This is a genomic window from Paenibacillus terricola (assembly GCF_014779765.1).
In the GTDB taxonomy this organism is placed as follows: domain Bacteria; phylum Bacillota; class Bacilli; order Paenibacillales; family Paenibacillaceae; genus Paenibacillus_T; species Paenibacillus_T terricola.
The window spans coordinates 177,058-199,083 of the sequence record NZ_JACXZA010000002.1 but is presented as its reverse complement, the minus strand read 5'-3'; the positions used below and the strand labels follow the sequence as shown (position 1 = coordinate 199,083).

The 22,026-nt window shown below is 49.7% G+C and carries 25 protein-coding genes; 1 reads left to right on the top strand and 24 read right to left on the bottom strand.

Features of this window, described 5'->3' with window-relative positions; translation table 11 throughout:
- The first annotated feature begins 4 nt into the window (after positions 1-4).
- On the top strand, positions 5-322 hold the full coding sequence (locus H8B09_RS08145) for a DUF2627 domain-containing protein (protein ID WP_191203020.1): 318 nt from the start codon (positions 5-7) through the stop codon (positions 320-322).
- A gap of 78 nt (positions 323-400) precedes the next feature.
- Here H8B09_RS08145 and H8B09_RS08140 read toward each other — a convergent pair whose 3' ends face one another.
- From H8B09_RS08140 to spoIIIAC, 24 genes are all read right to left on the bottom strand, one after another.
- Positions 401-793 carry an Imm7 family immunity protein gene (locus tag H8B09_RS08140; protein ID WP_191203019.1) on the bottom strand — a complete coding sequence of 131 codons (393 nt, stop codon included), beginning with the start codon at positions 791-793 and terminating at the stop codon, positions 401-403.
- A 217-nt stretch (positions 794-1,010) separates the two neighbouring features.
- Positions 1,011-1,829 carry a sporulation transcription factor Spo0A gene (gene spo0A / locus H8B09_RS08135; protein ID WP_191203018.1) on the bottom strand — a complete coding sequence of 273 codons (819 nt, stop codon included), beginning with the start codon at positions 1,827-1,829 and terminating at the stop codon, positions 1,011-1,013.
- Positions 1,830-2,104: 275 nt separating this feature from the next.
- Positions 2,105-3,430 carry a SpoIVB peptidase gene (gene spoIVB, locus H8B09_RS08130; protein WP_191203762.1) on the bottom strand — a complete coding sequence of 442 codons (1,326 nt, stop codon included), beginning with the start codon at positions 3,428-3,430 and terminating at the stop codon, positions 2,105-2,107.
- 125 nt (positions 3,431-3,555) lie between these two features.
- Positions 3,556-5,274, bottom strand: a complete 1,719-nt coding sequence (gene recN, locus H8B09_RS08125; protein ID WP_191203017.1) for a DNA repair protein RecN — start codon at positions 5,272-5,274, stop codon at positions 3,556-3,558.
- 42 nt (positions 5,275-5,316) lie between these two features.
- Positions 5,317-5,781 (bottom strand): transcriptional regulator AhrC/ArgR, encoded by a 465-nt coding sequence (gene ahrC, locus H8B09_RS08120; protein WP_191203016.1) that lies wholly within the window; start codon positions 5,779-5,781, stop codon positions 5,317-5,319.
- Positions 5,782-5,797: 16 nt separating this feature from the next.
- Positions 5,798-6,271, bottom strand: coding sequence for a hypothetical protein (locus tag H8B09_RS08115; RefSeq protein WP_191203015.1), 474 nt, complete (start codon positions 6,269-6,271; stop codon positions 5,798-5,800).
- A 246-nt stretch (positions 6,272-6,517) separates the two neighbouring features.
- The gene (locus H8B09_RS08110) at positions 6,518-7,363 is read right to left on the bottom strand and encodes a TlyA family RNA methyltransferase (protein WP_191203014.1); all 846 of its coding nucleotides are present in this window, start codon (positions 7,361-7,363) and stop codon (positions 6,518-6,520) included.
- A gap of 229 nt (positions 7,364-7,592) precedes the next feature.
- Positions 7,593-9,488, bottom strand: a complete 1,896-nt coding sequence (dxs, locus tag H8B09_RS08105) for a 1-deoxy-D-xylulose-5-phosphate synthase (RefSeq protein ID WP_191203761.1) — start codon at positions 9,486-9,488, stop codon at positions 7,593-7,595.
- 78 nt (positions 9,489-9,566) lie between these two features.
- Entirely contained in the window at positions 9,567-10,481 is a 915-nt protein-coding gene (locus tag H8B09_RS08100) for a polyprenyl synthetase family protein (RefSeq protein ID WP_191203013.1), read from the bottom strand.
- Positions 10,482-10,484: 3 nt separating this feature from the next.
- The gene (xseB, locus tag H8B09_RS08095) at positions 10,485-10,733 is read right to left on the bottom strand and encodes an exodeoxyribonuclease VII small subunit (protein ID WP_191203012.1); all 249 of its coding nucleotides are present in this window, start codon (positions 10,731-10,733) and stop codon (positions 10,485-10,487) included.
- Entirely contained in the window at positions 10,720-12,087 is a 1,368-nt protein-coding gene (gene xseA / locus H8B09_RS08090) for an exodeoxyribonuclease VII large subunit (RefSeq protein ID WP_191203011.1), read from the bottom strand. The genes xseB and xseA overlap by 14 nt, the downstream gene beginning before the upstream one ends.
- A gap of 5 nt (positions 12,088-12,092) precedes the next feature.
- The gene (folD, locus tag H8B09_RS08085; RefSeq protein ID WP_191203010.1) at positions 12,093-12,950 is read right to left on the bottom strand and encodes a bifunctional methylenetetrahydrofolate dehydrogenase/methenyltetrahydrofolate cyclohydrolase FolD; all 858 of its coding nucleotides are present in this window, start codon (positions 12,948-12,950) and stop codon (positions 12,093-12,095) included.
- 34 nt (positions 12,951-12,984) lie between these two features.
- Entirely contained in the window at positions 12,985-13,440 is a 456-nt protein-coding gene (gene nusB, locus H8B09_RS08080; RefSeq protein ID WP_191203009.1) for a transcription antitermination factor NusB, read from the bottom strand.
- Between the two features lie 399 nt (positions 13,441-13,839).
- The gene (locus tag H8B09_RS08075; RefSeq protein WP_191203008.1) at positions 13,840-14,079 is read right to left on the bottom strand and encodes a DUF2273 domain-containing protein; all 240 of its coding nucleotides are present in this window, start codon (positions 14,077-14,079) and stop codon (positions 13,840-13,842) included.
- Positions 14,080-14,095: 16 nt separating this feature from the next.
- Positions 14,096-14,656 carry an alkaline shock response membrane anchor protein AmaP gene (gene amaP, locus H8B09_RS08070; RefSeq protein WP_191203007.1) on the bottom strand — a complete coding sequence of 187 codons (561 nt, stop codon included), beginning with the start codon at positions 14,654-14,656 and terminating at the stop codon, positions 14,096-14,098.
- Between the two features lie 84 nt (positions 14,657-14,740).
- Entirely contained in the window at positions 14,741-15,148 is a 408-nt protein-coding gene (locus H8B09_RS08065; protein WP_191203006.1) for an Asp23/Gls24 family envelope stress response protein, read from the bottom strand.
- 132 nt (positions 15,149-15,280) lie between these two features.
- Positions 15,281-16,654 (bottom strand): acetyl-CoA carboxylase biotin carboxylase subunit, encoded by a 1,374-nt coding sequence (accC, locus tag H8B09_RS08060; protein ID WP_191203005.1) that lies wholly within the window; start codon positions 16,652-16,654, stop codon positions 15,281-15,283.
- 59 nt (positions 16,655-16,713) lie between these two features.
- On the bottom strand, positions 16,714-17,187 hold the full coding sequence (gene accB / locus H8B09_RS08055; protein ID WP_191203004.1) for an acetyl-CoA carboxylase biotin carboxyl carrier protein: 474 nt from the start codon (positions 17,185-17,187) through the stop codon (positions 16,714-16,716).
- Between the two features lie 557 nt (positions 17,188-17,744).
- Positions 17,745-18,428, bottom strand: a complete 684-nt coding sequence (locus H8B09_RS08050; RefSeq protein WP_191203003.1) for a SpoIIIAH-like family protein — start codon at positions 18,426-18,428, stop codon at positions 17,745-17,747.
- 58 nt (positions 18,429-18,486) lie between these two features.
- On the bottom strand, positions 18,487-19,116 hold the full coding sequence (spoIIIAG, locus tag H8B09_RS08045) for a stage III sporulation protein AG (protein ID WP_191203002.1): 630 nt from the start codon (positions 19,114-19,116) through the stop codon (positions 18,487-18,489).
- A gap of 240 nt (positions 19,117-19,356) precedes the next feature.
- Positions 19,357-20,040, bottom strand: coding sequence for a stage III sporulation protein AF (gene spoIIIAF, locus H8B09_RS08040; RefSeq protein ID WP_191203001.1), 684 nt, complete (start codon positions 20,038-20,040; stop codon positions 19,357-19,359).
- Between the two features lie 34 nt (positions 20,041-20,074).
- Complete coding sequence (gene spoIIIAE / locus H8B09_RS08035) at positions 20,075-21,250, bottom strand: stage III sporulation protein AE (protein ID WP_224753496.1); 1,176 nt, start codon at positions 21,248-21,250, stop codon at positions 20,075-20,077.
- Positions 21,251-21,361: 111 nt separating this feature from the next.
- Complete coding sequence (gene spoIIIAD, locus H8B09_RS08030) at positions 21,362-21,757, bottom strand: stage III sporulation protein AD (RefSeq protein ID WP_191203000.1); 396 nt, start codon at positions 21,755-21,757, stop codon at positions 21,362-21,364.
- Between the two features lie 59 nt (positions 21,758-21,816).
- A complete protein-coding gene (spoIIIAC, locus tag H8B09_RS08025; protein ID WP_191202999.1) occupies positions 21,817-22,020 on the bottom strand; it encodes a stage III sporulation protein AC in 204 nt (67 codons plus the stop codon).
- Between the last annotated feature and the right edge of the window lie 6 nt (positions 22,021-22,026).

Sequence of the window (22,026 nt, the reverse complement as noted above, 5' to 3'; positions counted from 1 at the left end):
CGATATGAAAGCACAACCTAGTGTCATAGCGACACGCTTCATTGCAATTTTACTGCTCGTCATTCCCGGCCTGTTGGCGACCTATGGATTTCTGCGCATGAAAGATGCTCTGTACAACTATTTCGTATCCTATGGCGATGAAGTGAATCCACCGTCATTCGAATGGCTTACATTCGTTGTTGGCCTTATTCTATTTGCGATCGGAGTTAGCTTTATCGGCGGCTGGATTTTCTTCCGCGACCGCAAACACAACTACGTCGCTCCCCGCTTCCGCCAGAAACGCCCCCGTCCACCGAAGCCGACGACACGTCCTGGCTCTTAATCGAATCGCTGTCTAGAAGAAATGGACAAGCCAAGCCAGCTAGAACTGGCAGGGCTTGTTTTGATTTACGGCAAATTCTCAACATTCGTCAGCAACCATCGGTATAATGGGGGACAAGAACGGATCCTCCTTCTCCTTCACACAGCCTCTAGCAAGGACGAATACGCGGAATTCATTCGTACGGTGTTCGTTCTCATCATTATAAACGTACAGCAATCCATAAGATCCCGGTGCCATGACGCCTAAGGTTTGCATGATCTCAACTGGATCATATTTTGAAGTTGGCACATGATTATTCAACCCCGACAGCCACAGATGATACTGTCCATTAATCGCCTTCAATTCAAGCACATCTGTATTCGGTTTTAATAGTTCCACATACTTCATTACCCGATCATATATCGCCGCTGCGCTGTTTCCCTCTTCACCTGTGCTGTCCAGGATGACCGCCCAGCCATGATATTCGAACATCAAATGGTCCTCCTCTTCCGAGAATGATTAAATAACCAATATCCAACTTCAGTCACCGTGCCTCCCCTACTACAGTCTTTACCTTATTCCTTTATACATTTCTTCCTTTATGTTATTAACTTGCGTATAGCTGTCTGTACATATAGAAAAACCGCTTTCATCGGATTTTTGTAAAATCCAATAAACAGCGGTTGTCATTGTCCCGTTATCGTTATAATTAGCTCACTTTATGCTCAATGCGCAGTTTGTCAGCAACCATCGCAATGAATTCGGAGTTTGTTGGTTTCGACTTGCTAATGTTGATCGTGTAACCGAACAGGTGGCTGATGCTATCGATATTGCCGCGTGTCCAAGCGACTTCAATTGCGTGGCGGATTGCGCGTTCTACACGGGAAGGCGTCGTTTTGAATTTCTCCGCGATTGCTGGATAGAGCGTTTTCGTAATTGCACCTAAAATCTCGATGTTGTTGTACACCATTGTAATGGCTTCGCGCAAATATTGATAACCTTTAATATGAGCGGGTACCCCAATTTCATGGATAATGCTTGTAATATTGGCATCCAAGTTTTTGCCCTTAGCAATTGGAACAACATTCGATTTATTAGAAATAGTAGACGAACTATTGTACGAAGAGGTTGGTGTTAATACATTATTATTAACAACAAGCTGACGAATACGGTTTGCAAGGATTTCCATATCGAAAGGTTTGAGAATATAATAAGAAGCACCGAGTTGAACCGCTTTTTGCGTAATATTTTCTTGACCAAATGCTGTCAGCATAATAATTTTGGGCATAGGAGTAGGATTGAGCTCTCTCAGACGTTCAAGCACACCAAGACCATCAAGATGGGGCATAATAATATCTAGAATGAGAACATCCGGCATTCTTCTTGTTTCTTCAAGCAATTGAATAACTTCTTCACCGTTATATGCGATTCCCGTTACTACCATATCATTTTGTTCAGCAATGTATTCAGACAATAAATTAGTAAATTCCCGATTATCATCCGCCAATAATACTTCAATCTTACTCACAATATAGCCTCCCTTGACATTAAATCCATTTGATTTTAGGTTTATTGATTATAAGTTCGGCCTGCCCTTCTGGTGTATCTATAGTTTTCGACAAACCTGTTTGAATTCCTTCTGTCGAAAATTATTTTTCTTTATTTTTTGATTCACTTCATTTATAATGAATAATTTAATACAAAATCAACAATGATTCGTTTTCTTTCGACAAAAGACAGCAGCTTTTCAGTGCGTTTGTAAGTATACAGAGTAATGAAACGACAAAAAAAATCTCGAGGCCATTAAACGGCTTCGAGATTTTTGGGTGCTGATTTAACGAGTACGCCTGCATCCTGCAGCATCCATTCGATGAAACACCCGTATCCGCTCGTTGGATCGTTCACGAATACGTGGGTTACAGCGCCAACTAACTTGCCATTCTGCAGAATCGGACTGCCTGACATCCCTTGAACAATACCGCCGGTCCGCTCTAACAATCGTCGATCCGTTATTCGAATGACCATTCCTTTCGTAGCCGGAACCGATTGTTTCGTTACATGCACGATCTCAATCTGGAATTTCTCGACCTTCTGTCCGTCGATAACCGTCCATATTTCAGCTGGCCCTTCCTTCACTTCTTCAGCGAAAGCAACAGGGACACGTCGATTATCATAACCATGGTCAGGCTGATCAGTCATACCACCAAAAATTCCAAATGGCGTGTTTCGTTTAATGTTTCCTAAAATTTTGCTCTGTTTCACAAACTCCGCACGCTTCTCGCCAGGCTCACCATTCTGGCTTTTATTAATCGAGCGAACGTTAGACTGCAAAATTTGCCCTTCACCGACTTCAATAGGAAGCTGTGTGTCCATATCGGTAATGACATGTCCAAGAGCGCCATACACCCCTTGATCAGGCGCGTAGAACGTTAGCGTACCGACACCTGCGGCAGAATCCCGAATGTAGAGACCAAGCCTCCACGATTTGTCCTCGGCATCAAAGGCTGGCATAAGCTCACGCTCAATCATTTTGCCAGAACGCTTAATCGTAAGCTGCAAAGCGCGCTTCGCTACACCAGACTTCTCAATGACTGAAGCCAGCTTATGAACATCATTCATCTGCACGCCATCGACCTTCGTGATCAAATCACCAAGATGGATGTCCGCAGTCTCGCCAGGAGAGATCTTCTTGCCATCTTCACCTTTCACGAGATGATGCCCGACGACCATTATTCCTGCAGCCCTTACTTTAACGCCAATCGTCTGCCCACCCGGTATGACATGCAGATCCGGGACGACATTTACCTTCACGGTTTTAAACGGAATTTTACCGAATAATTTCAGGGACATTTCCGTCATACCGGCCTTGCTCGATTGCAGCGACAAAGGTTCGTTGAGATTGACGGAGGTGGAACGGGTAGTCGATCCATTCACTTGCAGCATCGCAGGGTCGACCGTAATTTTTGCATGAACCGGCACACCATAATCCAGACGTTTCGGCTGACCAGAGAATAATCTTAATTCATCAGGGAATGCGGCCAAATGCTGAATAGGGGTTGATGTCCCGATTATGCAAACGAAGAAAACGAGGACAAGACCAAACCATCGCTTCCGTTGGATGGAGTTCAATGATTTCACGCTCCCTGTTGTTCCATCGCTTGTCGTGATGAAGGCTTTATCGCCAATGGCGTACCTATAAGGTAACCTTGCCCCGTTTCTTTTATGTCCCGCAATTCCTTCCCTGTCTGGTTTGATTACGCGCCCTTGCGTTGTACCGCCAAGTCAAGCATTTCCTGCGCGTGATGACGCGTCTTCTCAGTCACTTCAACACCACCAAGCATACGAGCAAGCTCTTCAATTCGGCCGTTCAGCGACAACTCTGTAACTGACGTGCGCGTACGGCTCTCGATAACAGCCTTGTGGATTTCATAATGATGATCAGCCATACAAGCCACTTGCGGCAAGTGTGTAATCGAGAACACTTGGCAGCCTACCGACAGCTGGGACATCTTCTCCGCGATCGACTGCGCTGCACGACCGCTAACACCCGTATCAACCTCATCGAAGATAAGTACAGGGATCTGGTCGATAGCAGCGAAGATGCTCTTGAGCGCAAGCATAATACGCGACATCTCACCGCCAGATGCAATCTTCGCAAGCGGCTTCAGCGGTTCGCCTGGATTCGGTGCGAGAAGGAATACGGCTTCATCCATACCGTTGATGCTCAGCTTCGGTTCTGCAGGTTCTTGTTCAGCGTGATCGCCGCCAATTAGTCCGATAACAACACGGAACTGTGTACCGCCCATCTGGAGCTGCTGCAGTTCAGTCTCGACAGCCGAGGATAGACGGCTGGACGCATGCTTACGAAGAGACGTTAATTCGTAAGCCAGCTTTAACGCTTCTTGATACAGCCGTTGCTCTTCTTCTCGAAGCTGCTGAAGACGTTCATCACGGTTCTCCAACCATTCACATTCTGTCTTAATTTTATTGTAATAAACGAGAATCTCATCGATCGATTCTCCATACTTACGCTTCAAGTGATGGATCGTATTCAGACGATCATCAATCCATGCCAGACGTTCAGGATCGGATTCGATATTGTCGCGGTAATCACGCAGTGAGAATACCGCATCCTCAGCCTGATAATACGCTGACTGAAGCTGCTCCAGCAATGGGGCAATTGCAGTCTTATCGAAGGAGCAGATGTCCTCCAACTTCGATACCGCCTTGCCGATCGCATCGAGTCCTTGCGGGCCATATAGCAGCTCATAGGCTTCAGCAGCATTACCGCGCAGGCGTTCCGCATAAGTTAGCTTCCGTTTCTCTTCAGCTAATGATTCATCTTCGCCCCGCTGCAGCTGGGCTGTTGCAATCTCCTCAAGCTGGAATCTATACAAATCAAGCATCTGAAGCTGGCGCTTCGAAGTCTCCTCCAGCTCACGCAGCGCGGACTTCGCTGACTCGTATTGCTTATATAATGAAGCGTAACATTTCTTGCGCTCACCAAGCGGCTCTCCTGCATATGCGTCCAACCAGTCCAGATGCTTGTCCGAACGAAGAAGCGATTGGTGCTCATGTTGTCCATGAATGTTAACGAGACATTCTCCTGCTTCACGGAGCATCGACAAATTCACGGTCTGACCGTTAATTCGACTAACGCTCTTGCCCTGTGCGTTCAATTCACGGCGAATAACGAGCAGCTCTTCCGGCGATGCCGTTAAGCCATTACGAGCGAGCACTTCCCAGACGGGGTGATTGAGTGGCATATCGAATACAGCCTCAATCTCACTTCTGTCACAGCCATGGCGCACGAGTTCTGCTTGGCCGCGTCCTCCGACGACAAGGCTGAGCGCATCGATCAGAATCGACTTACCAGCACCTGTCTCACCCGTTAATACATGAAATCCATCATGGAAAGAAACCGTTACGTCTTCAATTACCGCCAAATTACGAATCGACAATTCGCGAAGCATGAGAATTCCTCCTTAGCATTCACTCTATATTCATATATATCCTCAACTTTGCGTACCTTCTAATAGGCTGAGCAGCCGTTCGGTTACTTCACCGCTCTGCTCCTTCGTGCGGCAGATGATTAGAATCGTGTCATCACCGCAGATCGTACCCATCACTTCTGTCCACTCCATGTTATCAATAAGCGCACCAAGCGTATTCGCTGTACCTGGGGAACATTTCATAACGACAAGATTGTCTGTGTAATCAATATGCGTAAAGTGGTCGATTAACGATCGCTTCAGCTTATGTATCGGGTTACTCTGGCGATTGTCTCCTGGTAAGGAATATTGGTATCGCCCGTCACCTGTCGGAACCTTTATCAGCTGCAGCTCCTTCATATCGCGTGAAACGGTCGCTTGTGTCACCTGCAGTCCAGCTGTACGCAGCGCTTCAACGAGTTCGTCCTGCGTCTCAATGACTTGTTTCGCAATAATGTCCCTTATTCTAAAATGTCGTAAGCCCTTCATCTTCAATGTCCTCCTGCTATTCCTCTCGGTCGTATACGCCGATATCGAACGTTATCTGATGGACCGTTCCGTCGGTCGTATCCACATACAATACTCCACTGCTCTCTGGCAGTAATAACGCATAAACCATTAACCGATCCCGTATGCCGCTGCCCGTCCAATCCATCGGTTGACGATCTCGTGAGCACTTGACTACATACATCTTGCCATCTCGCTCTGCAATGTAATCAATATACAGCCGAGAATATAACCGGTTCCCATTCCATCCAATCGAAATCGGGACACGATGTTTCCCGGAGGTGACGACATAGCCGCTCGCTTCTAGAATCTGTACACCAGATTCGTCAGCCGACCATACGCCTCCCTTGCCCAGCCTCAACCGCTTCATGCCTGGAGGAGCATGCAGCCAATTGTATATAGCGCGATAGATCCATAAGAGCAACAACGACCCCACCAACAACATGACGAACCAGTCGATAGATTGTTCCAATGGCAATTCCCCGCTTTCGTCTCGGTTCAAGCCTAAACGATGCAAGAGGGATATCCAACAATCCCCATACTTGCTCGTTAATCACATTCGAGGCGAACAACGTTGAATCCTGCTCTGTAGAATACGAACGCTTGTTTGGTAACCCTAGTGTATCAAATGAAGTATGCCCTGTAAAGGCGAACACGCACAAAAAAAGGCATTTTTCGAAAAGGCCTTAGCCCGTTCGAAAAATGCCTCTTCTTCCGCTTATGCTTTACCGGCACGGAATGTCTGGCCAGCTTCTGCAACAAGCGCTGCGATCCGATTGTCATCCGGCACAGCAGCAACTGCTGCGGCAGATCCCTGTTCGCCTGTCCACAGCCAGTGGACGAGAAATTCAATATTGCCTTCGCCGCCTGTAATTGGCGAGAATGTAATGTCTTTGGCCTCGAAACCGAGCTCGGCCGCGAAACCAAGCACTGTACGCAGCACTTCCTCATGCACACTTGAGTCGCGGACAACGCCTGACTTGCCGACCTTCTCACGGCCCGCTTCAAACTGCGGCTTAATAAGCGCTGCTACATCGCCGCCTTTCGCCAGCAGTCCGGTCAAAGCAGGCAATATCAGCTTCAGCGAAATAAAGGAAACGTCGATTGAAGCAAATGTCGGCTCGGGACCATCGAGATCACCAGGCTGCATATGTCTGAAATTGGTACGTTCCATCACGCGCACGCGGTCATCCGAACGAAGCGAATAATCGAGCTGATTATACCCTACATCGATCGCGTAGACGAGCGAAGCACCGTTCTGCAGCGCGCAATCCGTAAATCCACCTGTGGAGGCGCCGATATCAAGCATGATCCGGCCTTCCATCGGAATGCCGAATTGCCGAAGCGCTTTCTCCAACTTCAGGCCTCCGCGGCTCACATAGGGATGGGGAGCGCCCTTGACGGTAATTGCTGCCGCCCGAGGCACCTTCATCCCGCTCTTCTCCATCCGGTCGCCATCAACCAGCACGAGACCGGCCATAACGGCCGCTTTCGCTTTCTCCCTGCTTTCATAAAAGCCCTGCTCCACGAGCAGAACATCAATTCGTTCTTTCGTATTCGTCATGTTTCTCCTTCGAATGCTATCTTCCAAAGAAAATTCAAAAATCGGCTGTTCAGCACCGAGAAGGTTGATTTAGACCGAAGAACGAGTAGCGGAGTGTAGGCAAACCTACATGAGCTACAAGGTTTCCATAGAGAAACCTACTTCGAAAGCATAAGCTTTGGAGTTCGAGGGCTGAATCAAGATTCGATGCCGAATAAGCTTCCTGATATACTTCGTGATCAACGGACGATTATTGCCCTGTAGCCATTCGAGTGCGGCGCGGCATCATGGTCTTCACATCAGCAGCAACGCGCTCAGCGGTAAGTCCAGTCTCTGCACGCTGTTCCTTCACAGAACCATGCTCAACGAACACGTCTGGTACGCCTATAATCCGGACATTGACACCGAAAATTTGCTGCTGCGAGTAGAATTCCATCACTGCGCTGCCAAGACCGCCAAGCTCAGCTCCTTCTTCCAGCACCACAATTTGCATGCCGTCTTCTGCGAGAGAGCGAAGCATCTCTTCATCAAGCGGCTTCACGAAACGCGCGTTAATGATGCGCGGATTAATGCCTTCGCGCTTCAGCAGATCTGCTGCTTCTTCAGCCACGCTAATCATAGGACCGATTGCAACAATTGCAACCTGTTCGCCGCTGCGCAGCACTTCCCATGAGCCGATCGGAATCGCCGTCATCTCCGGATCGATCGGAACGCCAAGTCCGTTCGTACGTGGATAACGAACAGCGATAGGCCCATCGTTATAATCCATAGCCGTCTTCATCATGTTGCGAAGCTCATTCTCGTCCTTCGGCATCATCAGCACCAGATTCGGTACATGACGCAGGAACGGAATATCGTACACCCCGTGATGCGTCTCGCCATCTGCGCCAACAAAGCCTGCACGATCAATCGCAAATACAACATTGAGATTCTGACGGCAAATATCATGCACCACTTGGTCGTACGCACGCTGCAAGAAGGTCGAATAAACGGCATAAACCGGCTTCAAGCCTTCCATCGCCAGCGCGGCGGACATCGTAGCAGCATGCTGTTCCGCGATACCGACATCGATCATCCGATGCGGGAACCGACCGGCAAACTTCATTAGGCCGGAACCACCAGGCATGGCAGGTGTAATCGCAACGATACGTTCGTCCTTCTCTGCCAATTCCATAAGCGCATCCGCAAATACATCCGTATACATCGGTGGTCCAACTGCCTTAAGCATTTGGCCAGATTCGATCTTATACGGTGTAGCGCCATGCCACTTGAACGAATCTGCTTCTGCTGGCGAGTAGCCTTTGCCCTTCACCGTTACAACGTGAACGAGTACCGGACCCTCTACCTGCGAAGCCTGCTTAATGATTTCCATAAGCGATGGAATATCATGACCATCGACCGGACCAAAGTAAGTAAGGCCAAATTGTTCGAACAAAATGCCGCTTACAAGCAAATATTTCAGGCTATCCTTAAATCGTTCAGCTGTCTTTGCAATCTTGCCGCCAATCGCAGGAATCTTGTTAAGAAGGCTGTTCAACTCTTCCTTCGCCTTCTGATAATGACGATCCGTACGGATTTTGCCCAAATAATGATGAAGCGCACCAACGTTAGGAGCGATCGACATTTCGTTATCGTTCAGAATAACCATCAGGTTCTTCTTCTCGTGTCCGATATGGTTAAGCGCTTCGAGCGCCATACCGCCCGTCAGAGCACCGTCTCCGATAATCGCGACGACTTTGTTCGATTCGCCTTTCAAATCACGCGCAAGCGCCATTCCCATTGCCGCAGACAGCGAAGTGCTGCTGTGGCCGGCTTCCCAGACGTCATGCTCACTCTCGGAACGCTTGACGAATCCGCACAGACCCTTATACTTGCGGAGCGTATCGAACCGATCGCGTCTTCCTGTTAAAATTTTATGCACATAGGATTGATGACCCACGTCAAAAATAAATTTGTCAGTTGGACTATCAAACAAATAATGAAGCACCAAGGTCAACTCAACTACACCCAAATTCGGCGCGAGATGCCCTCCCGTTGCAGCAAGCTTCTCAACTAGAAACTGTCGAATTTCGCCAGCTAATGTTTCGAGCTCCGATACGGATAGCTTCTTCAAGTCCTTAGGATCGTTAATATTGTCGAGCAACACGGCGCTTTCCTCACTTTCGCTACTAACCACTAGATTTGTCGAACTATCGACTTTTACCCGTTTTTTAACCATTATAAATCAATGGTCGCGCTTCATCAAATAGTCGGCAATGCCGAATAGTCGAGCAGGCGCCTCGAGCTCAGCCTGGTTAAGCGCTTGTTTCGCAACATCGGTCAGTCGCTCTACTTCCATCTGGCTTTCTTCGAGACCGATGAGGAAGGGATAAGTCACCTTGTGCTGCTCCACATCGCTGTTCGTTTTCTTGCCAAGTTTCGCTTCGTCGCCAATCAAATCCAAGATATCGTCTTGAATCTGGAACGCGAGTCCAAGCGCGGTACCGAACTCTGTTACTCGCTCCAATTGCTCTGTTGTAGCTCCGCCAATCAGTGCTCCCGCACGTAGTGAGAACACGATCAGATCACTCGTCTTGTGCTGATGAATATACTTCAGCTGCTCGATCGATGTAACGCCTTGTTCACCTAGCATATCTGCCGCTTGACCGCCAACCATACCGGAAGCCCCGGCCAGCACAGACAACTCCTCCACAATTTGCAGAGCAATCTCAGCCGCAACGCCGTTCGAACGCGCAGACTGTACAATGCTATAGAAAGCATGCGTCAGTAGTGCATCTCCAGCCAGAATTGCCATTGCCTCGCCAAACACTTTATGGTTCGTCAGCTTGCCGCGGCGGTAATCATCATTATCCATCGCCGGAAGATCGTCGTGGATTAATGAATACGTATGAATCATTTCGATAGCGCATGCCACCGGCATTGCTGCTTTGACAGCTGCAGGATCGCGTCGAATGGCTTCCGCAGCGGCCAGAACGAGTACTGGACGCATACGTTTGCCGCCTGCATCAACCGAATAATTCATAGACTCGCGAAGCTCTGCTGGAACGTCCCACTTCGCAGGTAAGACTGATTTCAAAGCCGCTTCGACTTCGGCCGCAGTCTGACTGATATATTGTTGTGTAGTTAACGGCTCACTCAAAGCTTATTCCCCTCTATCTTCGTTTGGATGAACAAACGGCTTCCGCTGCACGCCTTGCTCCGTTTCTACGAGAAGCTCGATCTTGCGCTCCACCAGTTCCAGCTTGTTTCCGCACAGCTGCGATAGCCGCATGCCTTCTTGAAACAACTCAATCGCCGTTTCCAGTGGAACATCGCCATTCTCCAGCTTCATGACGATCGTCTCCAGCTTCTCCATTGCTTCCTCGAACGATAGCTGATCATTCGCTTCCATCGTTCTGATCACCTCGCATCGACCAAATATGGCAATCTAATAATCCGTCCGTCAGCTTCACTCGTATGACATCGCCCAGTTGCACTTCTTCTACCGAGCGAATCAGCTTCTTCTCGCTCTCGTCATAGACGAGACTATATCCGCGCGCCATAACTTTCAAAGGGCTCAGCGCATCCAACTGCCGGATCGAAGCTGACAATGCTAATTTACGTTCCTTAAGACGAACAGCCATCGCTGATTCCAAGCGACGCTGCATCGCGCCTCGTTTATCCGACGCTGTCTCTACCGCATGACCGGGGTGATTGGCTGCAAGCAGCGTACGCATACGCTCCAGCCGCTCACGGCCACGCTCAGCCTTGCGGACGGTCAAATGAGCAAGACGCTCTTGAAGCCGATCGAGACGTTCCGCTTGATCAAGCAAATACCGCCTTGGATGTACAAAAAATGGCGAACGCCTTATACGCTCCAGCCGATCTCTCGACACTTTCACATACTGCCTGCCAGCTTGAACCAGCCTTTGATTAAGCCGCTCCACCTGACGTTGAAGCTCACCGATATGCGGAACTGCCAATTCTGCTGCAGCTGTAGGCGTTGCCGCCCGCAGGTCAGCAACGAAATCCGCTATCGTAAAGTCCGTCTCATGGCCAACAGCCGAAATAACCGGGATTGCCGAAGCTGCGATCGCTCTTGCTACCGCTTCTTCATTAAATGCCCATAGCTCTTCCAACGACCCGCCGCCTCGCCCAACAATTAATACGTCGGTTTCGGCGATTCGGTTCATAAATTCGATCGCTCGCACAATCGATGGTCCTGCACCTGTCCCTTGGACAAGGACAGGACAGACGATAATCGGAATAGACGGATAGCGCCGCTGCAACGTAATAATTACGTCGCGAACAGCCGCGCCTGTCGGAGATGTAATGACACCAATCGCCCGTGGGAGCGACGGGATCGGCCGTTTGCGTGCTGCGTCAAACAACCCCTCGTTCTCCAGCTTACGCTTTAGTTGTTCATAAGCTAAATACAAGCTGCCAATCCCATCCGGTTGCATTGCTGTTGCATAGAACTGATAATTTCCGTCACGTTCATATACCGAAATGTTGCCCTGCGCAATAACCTTCGCCCCTTCCTTCGGAATAAAGGGAAGATTGCGGTTGTGCGAGGCAAACATAATGCACTTGATCCTGCTGTCGCTGTCCTTCAGCGTGAAATACATATGCCCGCTCGAATGGTGGGTGAAGTTCGATATTTCACCGCGAAGCCATACATCACCAAGCAGATTGTCCGCTTCCAGCTTCAGCTTAATGTATCGATTCAGTTCCTTGATCGAATAGATGCGAGGCTCTTTCGCCATTCACATCACCCGATTCCGTGTGCTTTCTTAGCTGCCTTAAGCGTATTGCTCATGAGCATCGTGATCGTCATCGGGCCAACGCCGCCCGGCACAGGCGTAATAGCGCCTGAAACTTCGAGGCAATCCTCGTAGTCAACGTCGCCCGCGAGCTTGCCGTCAGGAAGACGGTTGATGCCTACGTCAATAACAACAGCGCCCGGCTTCACATACGAGCGGTCAATTGCTTTGGCACGGCCGATCGCAGCAACAAGAATGTCAGCCTGCGAAGCGATTTCCTTCAAGTTAGCCGTACGCGAGTGGCAGATCGTAACCGTTGCGTTCTCGCGGAGGAGAAGCATTGCAACTGGCTTGCCTACGATGTTGCTGCGGCCGATAACAACCGCATGTTTGCCTGCAATGTCCGTTCCAGCACGCTTGATAAGCTCGATAACGCCTGCTGGCGTACATGGGAGCAAGCTGTCGTCACCGATGACCAGATTGCCGACACTCTCCGGATGGAAACCGTCTACGTCTTTATCCACGCTGATCGCATCGATAACAGCTTTCTCATTAATGTGTTTGGGCAGCGGCAGCTGCACGAGGATACCATTGATCGTCGATTGCTCGTTCAGCTTATGAATAAGCGCAAGCAGATCTTCTTCGCTTGTATCCGCGCTGAGGCGGTGAACTTCAGAGTAGAAGCCGAGTTGGATGCACGCCTTTTCTTTGCTGCCAACATACACTTTGGATGCTGGATCCTCGCCTACAAGCACAACTGCGAGGCCCGGTACTACGCCTTGTTGGCGGAGCTTGTCCGTCTCTGCTTTCACTTCTTCGCGAATCATATCCGAGATTGCTTTACCATTAATGATTTGTGCTGTCATGACTAACCGTCCTCCACCTTGTTTGTTCTATTTGTTATTGTTGATCTTGTTTGGAACTGTTAATGGCGCCAATCAGCTTGCCAAGAACGCCGTTAACGAATTTGCCAGACTCATCGGTGCCAAAATGCTTAGCAAGTTCAATCGCTTCGTTGATAGCAGCCTTTGGCGGAACATCATCGCGGAATACCATTTCGTAACAAGCAAGCCGCAGTACTTGGCGGTCAACGCGCGAGAGGCGGTCCACCTGCCAGCCCGTCAGATGCTGCTGCAGCATTTCGTCAATCGCTTTCTTGCGCTCTACAACACCCATAACAAGCTCGCGTGTATACTCATTCACCTTCGCTGCCTCTGCAGGAAGAGCACCAAGCTCGTTATCCTGCTGGCGCGCTTCCTCCATCAGCATATCAACAGCTTCTGCAGCTGTTACTTCATTCATTTCCATCTGGTACAAGCTTTGTACCGCTATTTCCCGAGCCAGTCTTCGTTTCATGGGGCCTCCCTCAATCTTCCGTAGTAAATCGGTCCATCGCCGTTTACCTCTAACGTTAACTATGATACGCATTTATGAACATGAGAAAACCTCTGTCGAGATCATTCGTTTAAGAACGAACATGACCGCGAACAGAGGCAAATTATGAAAAAAACCTCTATCGAAGCCAATACAAGATGAGCGACCGCGCTTAGAGGCAGATTTTATCACCAAAAAGAATTCGTTCTTTCGATTAATTCGAAAGCCAATGAATTCTGTTATGGAGAAAATCTTGTAAGCTTAACATTCAAGCTTAAGTCAAAGAGCATGTCGCTATCGCGACTAACCTATGATCTCCTCCCTGCTCCGAACAGCGGCTGCGAAGGCATCTGATTCCGGAGTACGGAGGAGACCACAGAATTACCGAAATGGACGTTGGCGGCTGAGCAATCGATCCACCCACTCCACCACCTTACTCCATGGGAGCAGCGGTCCTTCGTCCTTGTCAATCCGTTTGCCGATTACGTATCCGACAGTAATAAGAAAAGCAAATACGAGCATGTCCCAAAAACCGACGATCAAATAAACGACGCCCAATAGAAATCCGGCGGCCGCTCCGGCTATTCTCCCTGGATACTCGTTCAGCCATTGCCTCCACATCGGGCTATCCCCACCTCTATTCTACGCGGCTTTTGAATGCAGGAGCTTGTACCACATTCGCTACATATACCGATATGCCCGCAACCGGGATACCCGTGATCTCTTCAACATGGCCTTTGACCGAGCGTTGAATTTCTTCCGTGAGGACCGGAATCGAAGAATCCCCGTCTACCACTGTACGAATCACAATATCGAGGCCCGCTTCTGAGATGCGGATGCGTGCACGCAAATCTTTCAATCCGCGATGCCGGGAAGCTGCCTTCAGCGCCAGATTCTCAACCGTCTCCATCGAAATTCGAATATCGCCGAATTCATTGCGCTGATCGATAGATTGCGAAGTGCTTCCGCTACGCTTCACCGAAATGTAGAACAAGCGCAGACTAATCAAGAAGAGGACGACGCCAACTACTGCCCCGGCTACCTGGACCCACTGCACATCTTCATAGAATTGCGATACAGCGTCAACAGCCGTCTGCTCTGGAATCCATCTCAAGCTTATGCAGAACAGGCCGATCGAAGCTGCACCAATGACAATGCTGTACACGAAAAGCAATAGCTTGTCTATCACTCTGACCAACGTAAAGCCTCCTCTGGCATAACGGAATGAAAACCCCCTTGCGAAAGAGCAGAAGCCCAGCCACGAGGGGGTTTATACAAATCACTATTTCACCCGCTGGTATGCGTCTTCTTCATCCGTTTTCTCTACCGTCTTGAAATGCACGTCATGGATATGAACGTTCACTTCAACGACATGCAGCCCAGTCATCGACTCAATCGAGCGCTTGACACTGCGCTGAATGTCTGAGGCGACATCGGGTATGCGGTTGCCGAATTCGACAATGATCGATACGTCCACGGCTGCTTCACGCTGGCCGACTTCGACCTTCACACCTTTGGACAAGTTTTTCCGTCCTAGCAACTCTGCGATTCCGCCAACGAAGCCGCCGCTCATGCCGGCAACTCCTTGCACTTCTACAGTCGCCAATCCGGCGATGACCTCGATTACTTCAGGCGCGATTTGAATACTGCCAATATCCGTCCGTTCGTAATCTGCAGCAATCGTACTCATGATCATCTGCACCTCCCTTAAATTCGAGCGCATCTCCGAGCCTCGTAAGCCCGGAGGCTTATCCGCTTCTAATCTCTATACTATAACATCAGGCCAGATTTATGACAAACCTTGGCCTAATGCTTCCAAGCATTATACTTGTTCAGGCTCTGCTTCCGGATTGTTGACATCATAGTCTTCCAAAAACTTAATGTCGAACGTTCCTTTTACGAATTTCGGGTGATTGAGCAGTTTCATATGGAACGGAATCGTCGTCTTGATGCCCTCAATCTCGAATTCAACGAGCGCGCGCTTCATACGAGCAATCGCTTCATCACGAGTTGCGCCCCATACAATCAGCTTCGCGATCATCGAATCATAGTGAGGCGAGATCGTATAGCCCGGGTATGCTGCAGAGTCTACGCGAACACCCAGACCGCCTGGCGGCAGATAGAATTGAATTTGTCCGGGAGACGGCATGAAGTTGCGCTCCGAGTCCTCCGCATTAATGCGGCATTCAATTGCCCAACCATTCGGCTTGATATCCTCTTGAGAGAACGAGAGCGGATTGCCTTCTGCAACAGAGATCATCTCCGCAATCAGGTCAATATTCGTAATAAGCTCCGTTACCGGATGCTCAACCTGAATACGCGTGTTCATCTCCATGAAGTAGAACTTGCCATCAGGACCGAGCAAGAACTCGAGTGTACCGGCACCGGAATATTCGACTGCAAGCGCAGCACGAACCGCTGCTTGACCCATCTGTTCACGTAAAGCTGGCGACAGTACTGGGCATGGCGCTTCTTCTACGAGCTTCTGACGGCGGCGCTGCACGGAGCAGTCACGTTCGAACAGATGAACAGCATTGCCATGCTTATCGGCCATAATTTGAATTTCAACGTGTTTCATGCCCGTCAAATATTTCTCCAAATATACGCCTGCATTGCCGAATGCCTTCTGCGCTTCTTGTTGAGCTGTCGTAATCTGGCTGATCAGCGACTCTTCGTCTTCCGCGATGCGGATACCTTTGCCGCCGCCGCCTGCCGTAGCTTTGATGATGACAGGATAGCCGATCTGGCGCGCAACCCGAACCGCTTCCTCCATGTCCTCGATCAGGCCGTCAGAGCCTGGAATGACCGGTACGTTCGCATCTTTCATCGTTTGCTTCGCAACCGCCTTATCTCCCATCTTGGAGATCGCATTAGGCGAAGGTCCGATAAACGTAACATTGCATGATTCGCAAATTTCTGCAAAATCAGCATTCTCTGCGAGGAAGCCGTAGCCTGGGTGAATCGCATCGCATCCTGTCAGTGTTGCGACACTCATAATGTTAGTTAGATTCAAATAGCTGTCTTTCGACAGTGTTGGTCCGATGCAATATGCTTCATCAGCAAGACGCACGTGCAAGGAGTCGCGGTCAGCCTCCGAATAAACAGCAACCGTCGAGATACCTTTCTCACGGCATGCACGAATGATACGAACAGCAATCTCACCGCGGTTAGCGATCAAAATTTTATCGAATTTCAATTGGAAACCCCTTTCAGAAGAAGACTGGACAGCGAGTCGTCACTAGACGACTGTATCCCTTATTCCGGCTTAACGAGGAAGAGCGGTTGGCCGAACTCGACCAGTTGACCGTTCTCGACGAGCACTTCTACGATTTCGCCGCGCACTTCTGCTTCGATCTCGTTCATCAGTTTCATCGCTTCCAAAATACATACAACCGACTTATCGGTAACACGTGAGCCCTTCTGTACATATGGGCCTGCTTCTGGTGATGGTGCCGAGTAGAACGTACCAACCATTGGCGAAACGATCTTGTGCAGGTTATCTTGTGCTGCCGCAGCTGGTGCTGCTGCTGCCGGTACAGCGCTAACCGCTGCAACAGCTGCAGGTTGGACAGCTTGTACAACTGGCGCTGCCGCTTGAACCGTTACAACCTCAGTTTTGCCAGGCTTGCGGATAAGCAGGCGAGTACCTTCGTTCTCGATCTCTACCTCTTGAACCGTCGACTGGTCGATCAGCTTGATTAGTTCTTTTATTTCGTTCAGTTTAAACATTTGTAAGTTTCACTCCTTCATTATGTGAGAAAACCTTTATCGATGCCACTCGAAGTTGAGCGACCTACAGCTTTGCGAAGCAAAACAGCTTCGTAAGCATGAAGAAGGTTTTATCGCCAATAAGAATTCGAACATCCCTGTAAATCGGGCATCTTTCTAAATTCTTATGGGAGGGAAAACCTTTATCGAGGCCATTCGAGGATGGGTGACCTACAGCTTTGCGAAGCAAAGCGGCTTCGAAAGCATGAGGTAGGTTTTATCGCCAATAAGAATTTATCTTTCCTGATAACTCGGAACAAATAAATTCTTATGTGGAACAAAGCATGAATGCTTCGATCCGCGGTATTGATACCTCACATGGTAGAATGGCAATTGTTACCCATAACGAATGTATTATAACATAAACAATAAGGAACAAACATAGTTTTTCTGCCAGCGCTTCTTCTCCGCTGTATCCACTGGAGGGATATGGAAAATAACAAGAAGCTCCGCCTGCGGATTATTCCGCAAACGGAGCTTCTTCTCATGTCCATGTCACATAGTCGAACATCTCATCATTAAGGGACGTATTGGACGACAACCTGGGATGGCGAAACTTCCAGTGTCTTCGTTACGAGGTCAATAATATCGGCTGCTTGACCGCGTTCGAGTTTCTGGCTTTGAACCACAACATTATAGTGGCTGGCTTGATCGTCAACGACAGCAACCGGATACAGCTTACTGAGCTGCTCTTCCAGCGCGTTGATGCGGTCCATTTTATCCGACAATTCACTAAGCTTCGTCACCGCTTGGCCTGCCTCCTCGTAGCTTGCGCCTGAAGCATTCGCAATGACTGCCATCAGTTGATCTTCTTCCTTCTGGAACTGTTCATTCCGTTTATATTGAAGCTGATCAAAGATATTGTTGTTCGTCGTTGATGTGGTCGCTTTGTCCAGCGATGCCAACTGGTCGAGCGTCTTCTGATCCGCAGCGCTGATGCCTTCCGTATCCACGGTCGCTTTATTATCCGTCGAAGTCTTCGAGGAACCATTCACTTCATTGACGACGATTGCATCATCCTTATTGTTAGTCGAAGCCTCGGTTGCTCCTTGTACCCCCGTCGTCTGTTCCGCAGTCGTTCCGTTGTTTGCTACCTTGCTCGTGCTTGGATCAAGATCTTCCGTGAACAGATAGTAAGCCGATAAAATGACCATCAAGCTGAGCATCGATACGAGCCAAATTGTTTGTCTTTTCGTGTTCATAGATGAACACCCTCCCATTCATTCGTTTGTTATTTGAATGCAGGCCATATAGGCCGTTTCATTGCTGCTTCCTTGGAACGATCGAGATCCGGTTCACAGGGACGTTGATCCCCTTTTCTACCGCATCGAGGATAAGTCGCTTCACCGTCGGATTCTCAACGCCTTTGGCAACGATAAGAACACCACTGATGCGAGGTTTTATTTTCTTCGTAATAATCGGTTTCTGGTCGCCTGACTGCTCATACAGCACGATCGTGCCGTTGTCCGTCACACTTGTCATATGCCGTCTGCCGCCGCTTTTGTCCGTCTCCTCTGTTGTTTGCTGCGCCTTCTGCTCGTTGACGCTGTAGACGGTTTCCTCGGTTGAGTCCACACTGACAAGCACGTCGACGGTGCCAACCCCTACGATTTTCTCCAAAATATCTTTCAGCCGATTCTCGAGCGGCTGCTCGATCGATGCGAATGGCGAGTCGCTGCTGTTGGAGGACATGGCCGGTACATCGGATAGAGGCGGCTCGGAAGAATTCGTTGTTGGAGCGACGCGGTCGAATGACATGTACGCATTGATGATCATGATCGCTACTCCCAAAGCCCCGATTAGCAGCAGCCATCGCATCGCTCGTATCCTTGTCGGTCCACCGGTTCCTCCGCCAATAGCCTTCTCTAAGCTGTCGAGCCATTTGGCCACCAATATCCCCTCCTGACATCAGGATCTTTGAACGGAGTTCAAAGTCACTCCGCTTTACATCAGGATCTTTGAACGGAGTTCAAAGTCACTCCGCTTTACATCAGGATCTTTGAACGGAGTTCAAAGTCACTCCGCTTTGCATCAGGACCTTCAACGGAGCCTAAAGTCACTCCGCTTTACATCAGAGCCTTCAACGGAGTTCAAAGTCACACCGCTTAGCAATTTGCGTCCTGCGCTTCCTTACTTCGTTCTGATCTGAATCTGCTTAGGTGCGATACCCCATCCCTGACGAAGCGCCTGCTCAATGACGGACTTCTGCTCTGCGGTTACAGCTTCAGGCTCCTCATCTTTCACTTCGGTGCTCTCATCGCTGGATGCTGCGGAAGTCACTTCATCAACCGATACGCTGACCGCGATATCGACCGGCTGAATCGAGCTGCTGTTCGGTTCACCCGACTGCTCCTTTTCAGCTGCTGCCGCAGCTATCGTAACGAGTACCGAAGCGATCTTCTTGCCATCTTCGCTCAGCTTCACGACAGCGACGGATCCTTCCGAGCCCAGCCTGCTGTCAATCTCCTGTTCCATTGCGCTTGCCAACTCCCGCTCTGCCAGAGACGCTGCCTGCCGCTGACGTTCATTGCTAAGCCGCTGAGCTTCCTTCGAGATCTGCTGCAGTGTCGGCATCTGGGCCGTGCTGCTTGCGCCTGCCCGCTCCCAGGCATTCATACTGTCCTCTACGCGATCATTGAAGTCGCCAGCGAACAGCCGAATCAGCGGAGATAGAATCGTGAGCAGCACGATTAGCCCTACGACAAGACGCGCATATCGCTGCATCGCTTTGTTCGGCAGCAGCAGGTCGACGATTGCCGCAAGCAGGATGACCGTTATAATGTTTCGAAGCCACCCGCTCAGCCAGTCCAGCATGTTATGTCACCTCTCAGCATCCTTATAGCGCCCGTCATCGCATCATCATTGCAGCATTGCCCGCAGTTAGTATGACGGTCACAGCTAGGAAGAACATGAGTGCCACGGCTGCTAGCGCGGCGAACACGTAGATCATCGTCTTGCCAATGGTGTGAAGGCATGCAGCAATCGGACTGTCGCCAAGCGGCTGCATAACCGCGGCTGTCACGTTGTAGATGAGCGCCAGCGTCAATATCTTGATCGCTGGAAATGCGCATAAGAAGAGCAGAATGACGACCCCTGCGATACCGACCGCGTTCTTCACGAGCAGCGATGCAGAGATGACGGTGTCGGATGCATCGGAGAACATTTTGCCAACGACGGGTACGAAATTTCCTGCTACGAACTTCGCGGTCCGCAGCGTGACGCCATCTGTAATTGCGCCTGTCGCACCTTGGATCGAGATGACGCCGAGAAACAGGCTTACCAGTACGCCGAGCGTTCCGATCCCGATGTTGCGAAGCAGATTAGCAAGCTGGGTCACCTTGAACTTGTCAGTCAACGCACTTGCAATATGAAGTACCGCCGAGAAGAACAGCAGCGGGAACACAATCGTGTAAATGAGCGTTCCTACCGTATGAATCATGAAGATGATAATCGGATGCAGGATGGTCACCGTCGAGACGTTTCCGACGGAAGCAAGCAGTGTGAGCAGCAGCGGCACCATCGCCATCATGAATTGAATCATGCTGCCTATCGCATCCTTCGCGTACCCGATAGCTACGTTAAAGCTGTTGGCCGCGATAACGATCAACACCATGTACGAAATCGAGTACGCAACCTTGCTGACCGCGTTCCGTTCAAATGCATTTTGCAGCGTTTCGAGAATCGAGCTGAACACGGACAGCAGAACGATGGTGACAAGCAGCTTGCCGTTATACAGCACCTCATGCATCAGAAACTTGAATAACCCGCTGACAACTGTCGTTAGCTTCAAGCCTTTACCGCCGGGCATAATCATCTCCGTCAAGCTTGGCATATCCTTATCCGGGAAGTATGCGCCGTAGTTGGTCGTCAAGTCCGTCCAATACTTCTCGATCGGATCCATATTGAGCGTGCCAGCTTGTTCCTTCGCCAACTGATCGGACAATCCGTTATCAACTGATGCTGGTAAGGATGATGATGCTGCAGGTGGCGGGACGCCTGTCTGAGCTTCGTTCGTCCCTGCCATTTCAGCAGGAAGTGCCGCAGCCTGTATGATCTGTCCAGTTGACAAGGTCAAGACGACGAGTACAAACAACAGACGAAGGATGCGCATCGCGATTTGCTTCTTCACCTTCACTCACCCTCCCGGCGGCATTAATCCGAGCACCGTCTCAACGATGACGTGAATGATCGGAACGGCCATGACGAGGATAAGCACCTTGCCGGCAAACTCGATTTTGGAAGCGACCCCTTCTTGTCCGGCGTCCCGAACGATCTGTGCGCCGAACTCGGCGATGTAGGCGATACCGATTATTTTCAATATCGTCTTCAAGTAGATCGAAGGAATGCCTGTCTGCTCCGCGAGCTGCTCAAGCATGGAGATGACGGTATCGATGCGACCGATGATGTATAAGAAGATGAATAAGCCAGTGAAAGCTGCCAGCAGAAAAGCAAACATCGGCTTCTGCTCGCGAACGACGAGAATGAGCACAGTAGCGATTAATCCAAGACCGACAATTTGTATGATTTCCATTCCGATATACTCACCTCGTTGTCCGTGCGCTTACCGCCTGCCTTCACTTACCTGCTGGTTTACTGAAACAAGAAGATCGTTTTAATTTCCTGGAACAGATCGTTCAGCAGACGAACGACCATGAACAAGACGACAACAAACCCGATTACCGTTACCCAATGCGCCACCTCTTCCTTGCCCATCTGCTTCAATAACGTGTGAATCATCGCGATGATGATGCCGATGCCGGCGATCTGGAAAATGGCGCTTACGTCGATATCCATGTATGC

Excerpts from the sequence above, each read along its gene's own strand:
- H8B09_RS08145 (WP_191203020.1), top strand. The coding sequence starts at position 5 with ATGAAAGCACAACCTAGTGTCATAGCGACACGCTTCATTGCAATTTTA.
- H8B09_RS08140 (WP_191203019.1), bottom strand. The coding sequence starts at position 793 with ATGTTCGAATATCATGGCTGGGCGGTCATCCTGGACAGCACAGGTGAA.
- recN (WP_191203017.1), bottom strand. The coding sequence starts at position 5,274 with ATGCTTCGCGAATTGTCGATTCGTAATTTGGCGGTAATTGAAGACGTA.
- ahrC (WP_191203016.1), bottom strand. The coding sequence starts at position 5,781 with ATGAAGGGCTTACGACATTTTAGAATAAGGGACATTATTGCGAAACAA.
- H8B09_RS08110 (WP_191203014.1), bottom strand. The coding sequence starts at position 7,363 with ATGACGAATACGAAAGAACGAATTGATGTTCTGCTCGTGGAGCAGGGC.
- xseB (WP_191203012.1), bottom strand. The coding sequence starts at position 10,733 with ATGGAAGCGAATGATCAGCTATCGTTCGAGGAAGCAATGGAGAAGCTG.
- xseA (WP_191203011.1), bottom strand. The coding sequence starts at position 12,087 with ATGGCGAAAGAGCCTCGCATCTATTCGATCAAGGAACTGAATCGATAC.
- folD (WP_191203010.1), bottom strand. The coding sequence starts at position 12,950 with ATGACAGCACAAATCATTAATGGTAAAGCAATCTCGGATATGATTCGC.
- nusB (WP_191203009.1), bottom strand. The coding sequence starts at position 13,440 with ATGAAACGAAGACTGGCTCGGGAAATAGCGGTACAAAGCTTGTACCAG.
- H8B09_RS08075 (WP_191203008.1), bottom strand. The coding sequence starts at position 14,079 with ATGTGGAGGCAATGGCTGAACGAGTATCCAGGGAGAATAGCCGGAGCG.
- H8B09_RS08065 (WP_191203006.1), bottom strand. The coding sequence starts at position 15,148 with ATGAGTACGATTGCTGCAGATTACGAACGGACGGATATTGGCAGTATT.
- accB (WP_191203004.1), bottom strand. The coding sequence starts at position 17,187 with ATGTTTAAACTGAACGAAATAAAAGAACTAATCAAGCTGATCGACCAG.
- H8B09_RS08050 (WP_191203003.1), bottom strand. The coding sequence starts at position 18,428 with ATGAACACGAAAAGACAAACAATTTGGCTCGTATCGATGCTCAGCTTG.
- spoIIIAF (WP_191203001.1), bottom strand. The coding sequence starts at position 20,040 with ATGCTGGACTGGCTGAGCGGGTGGCTTCGAAACATTATAACGGTCATC.
- spoIIIAE (WP_224753496.1), bottom strand. The coding sequence starts at position 21,250 with ATGGCAGGGACGAACGAAGCTCAGACAGGCGTCCCGCCACCTGCAGCA.
- spoIIIAD (WP_191203000.1), bottom strand. The coding sequence starts at position 21,757 with ATGGAAATCATACAAATTGTCGGTCTTGGATTAATCGCTACTGTGCTC.
- spoIIIAC (WP_191202999.1), bottom strand. The coding sequence starts at position 22,020 with ATGGATATCGACGTAAGCGCCATTTTCCAGATCGCCGGCATCGGCATC.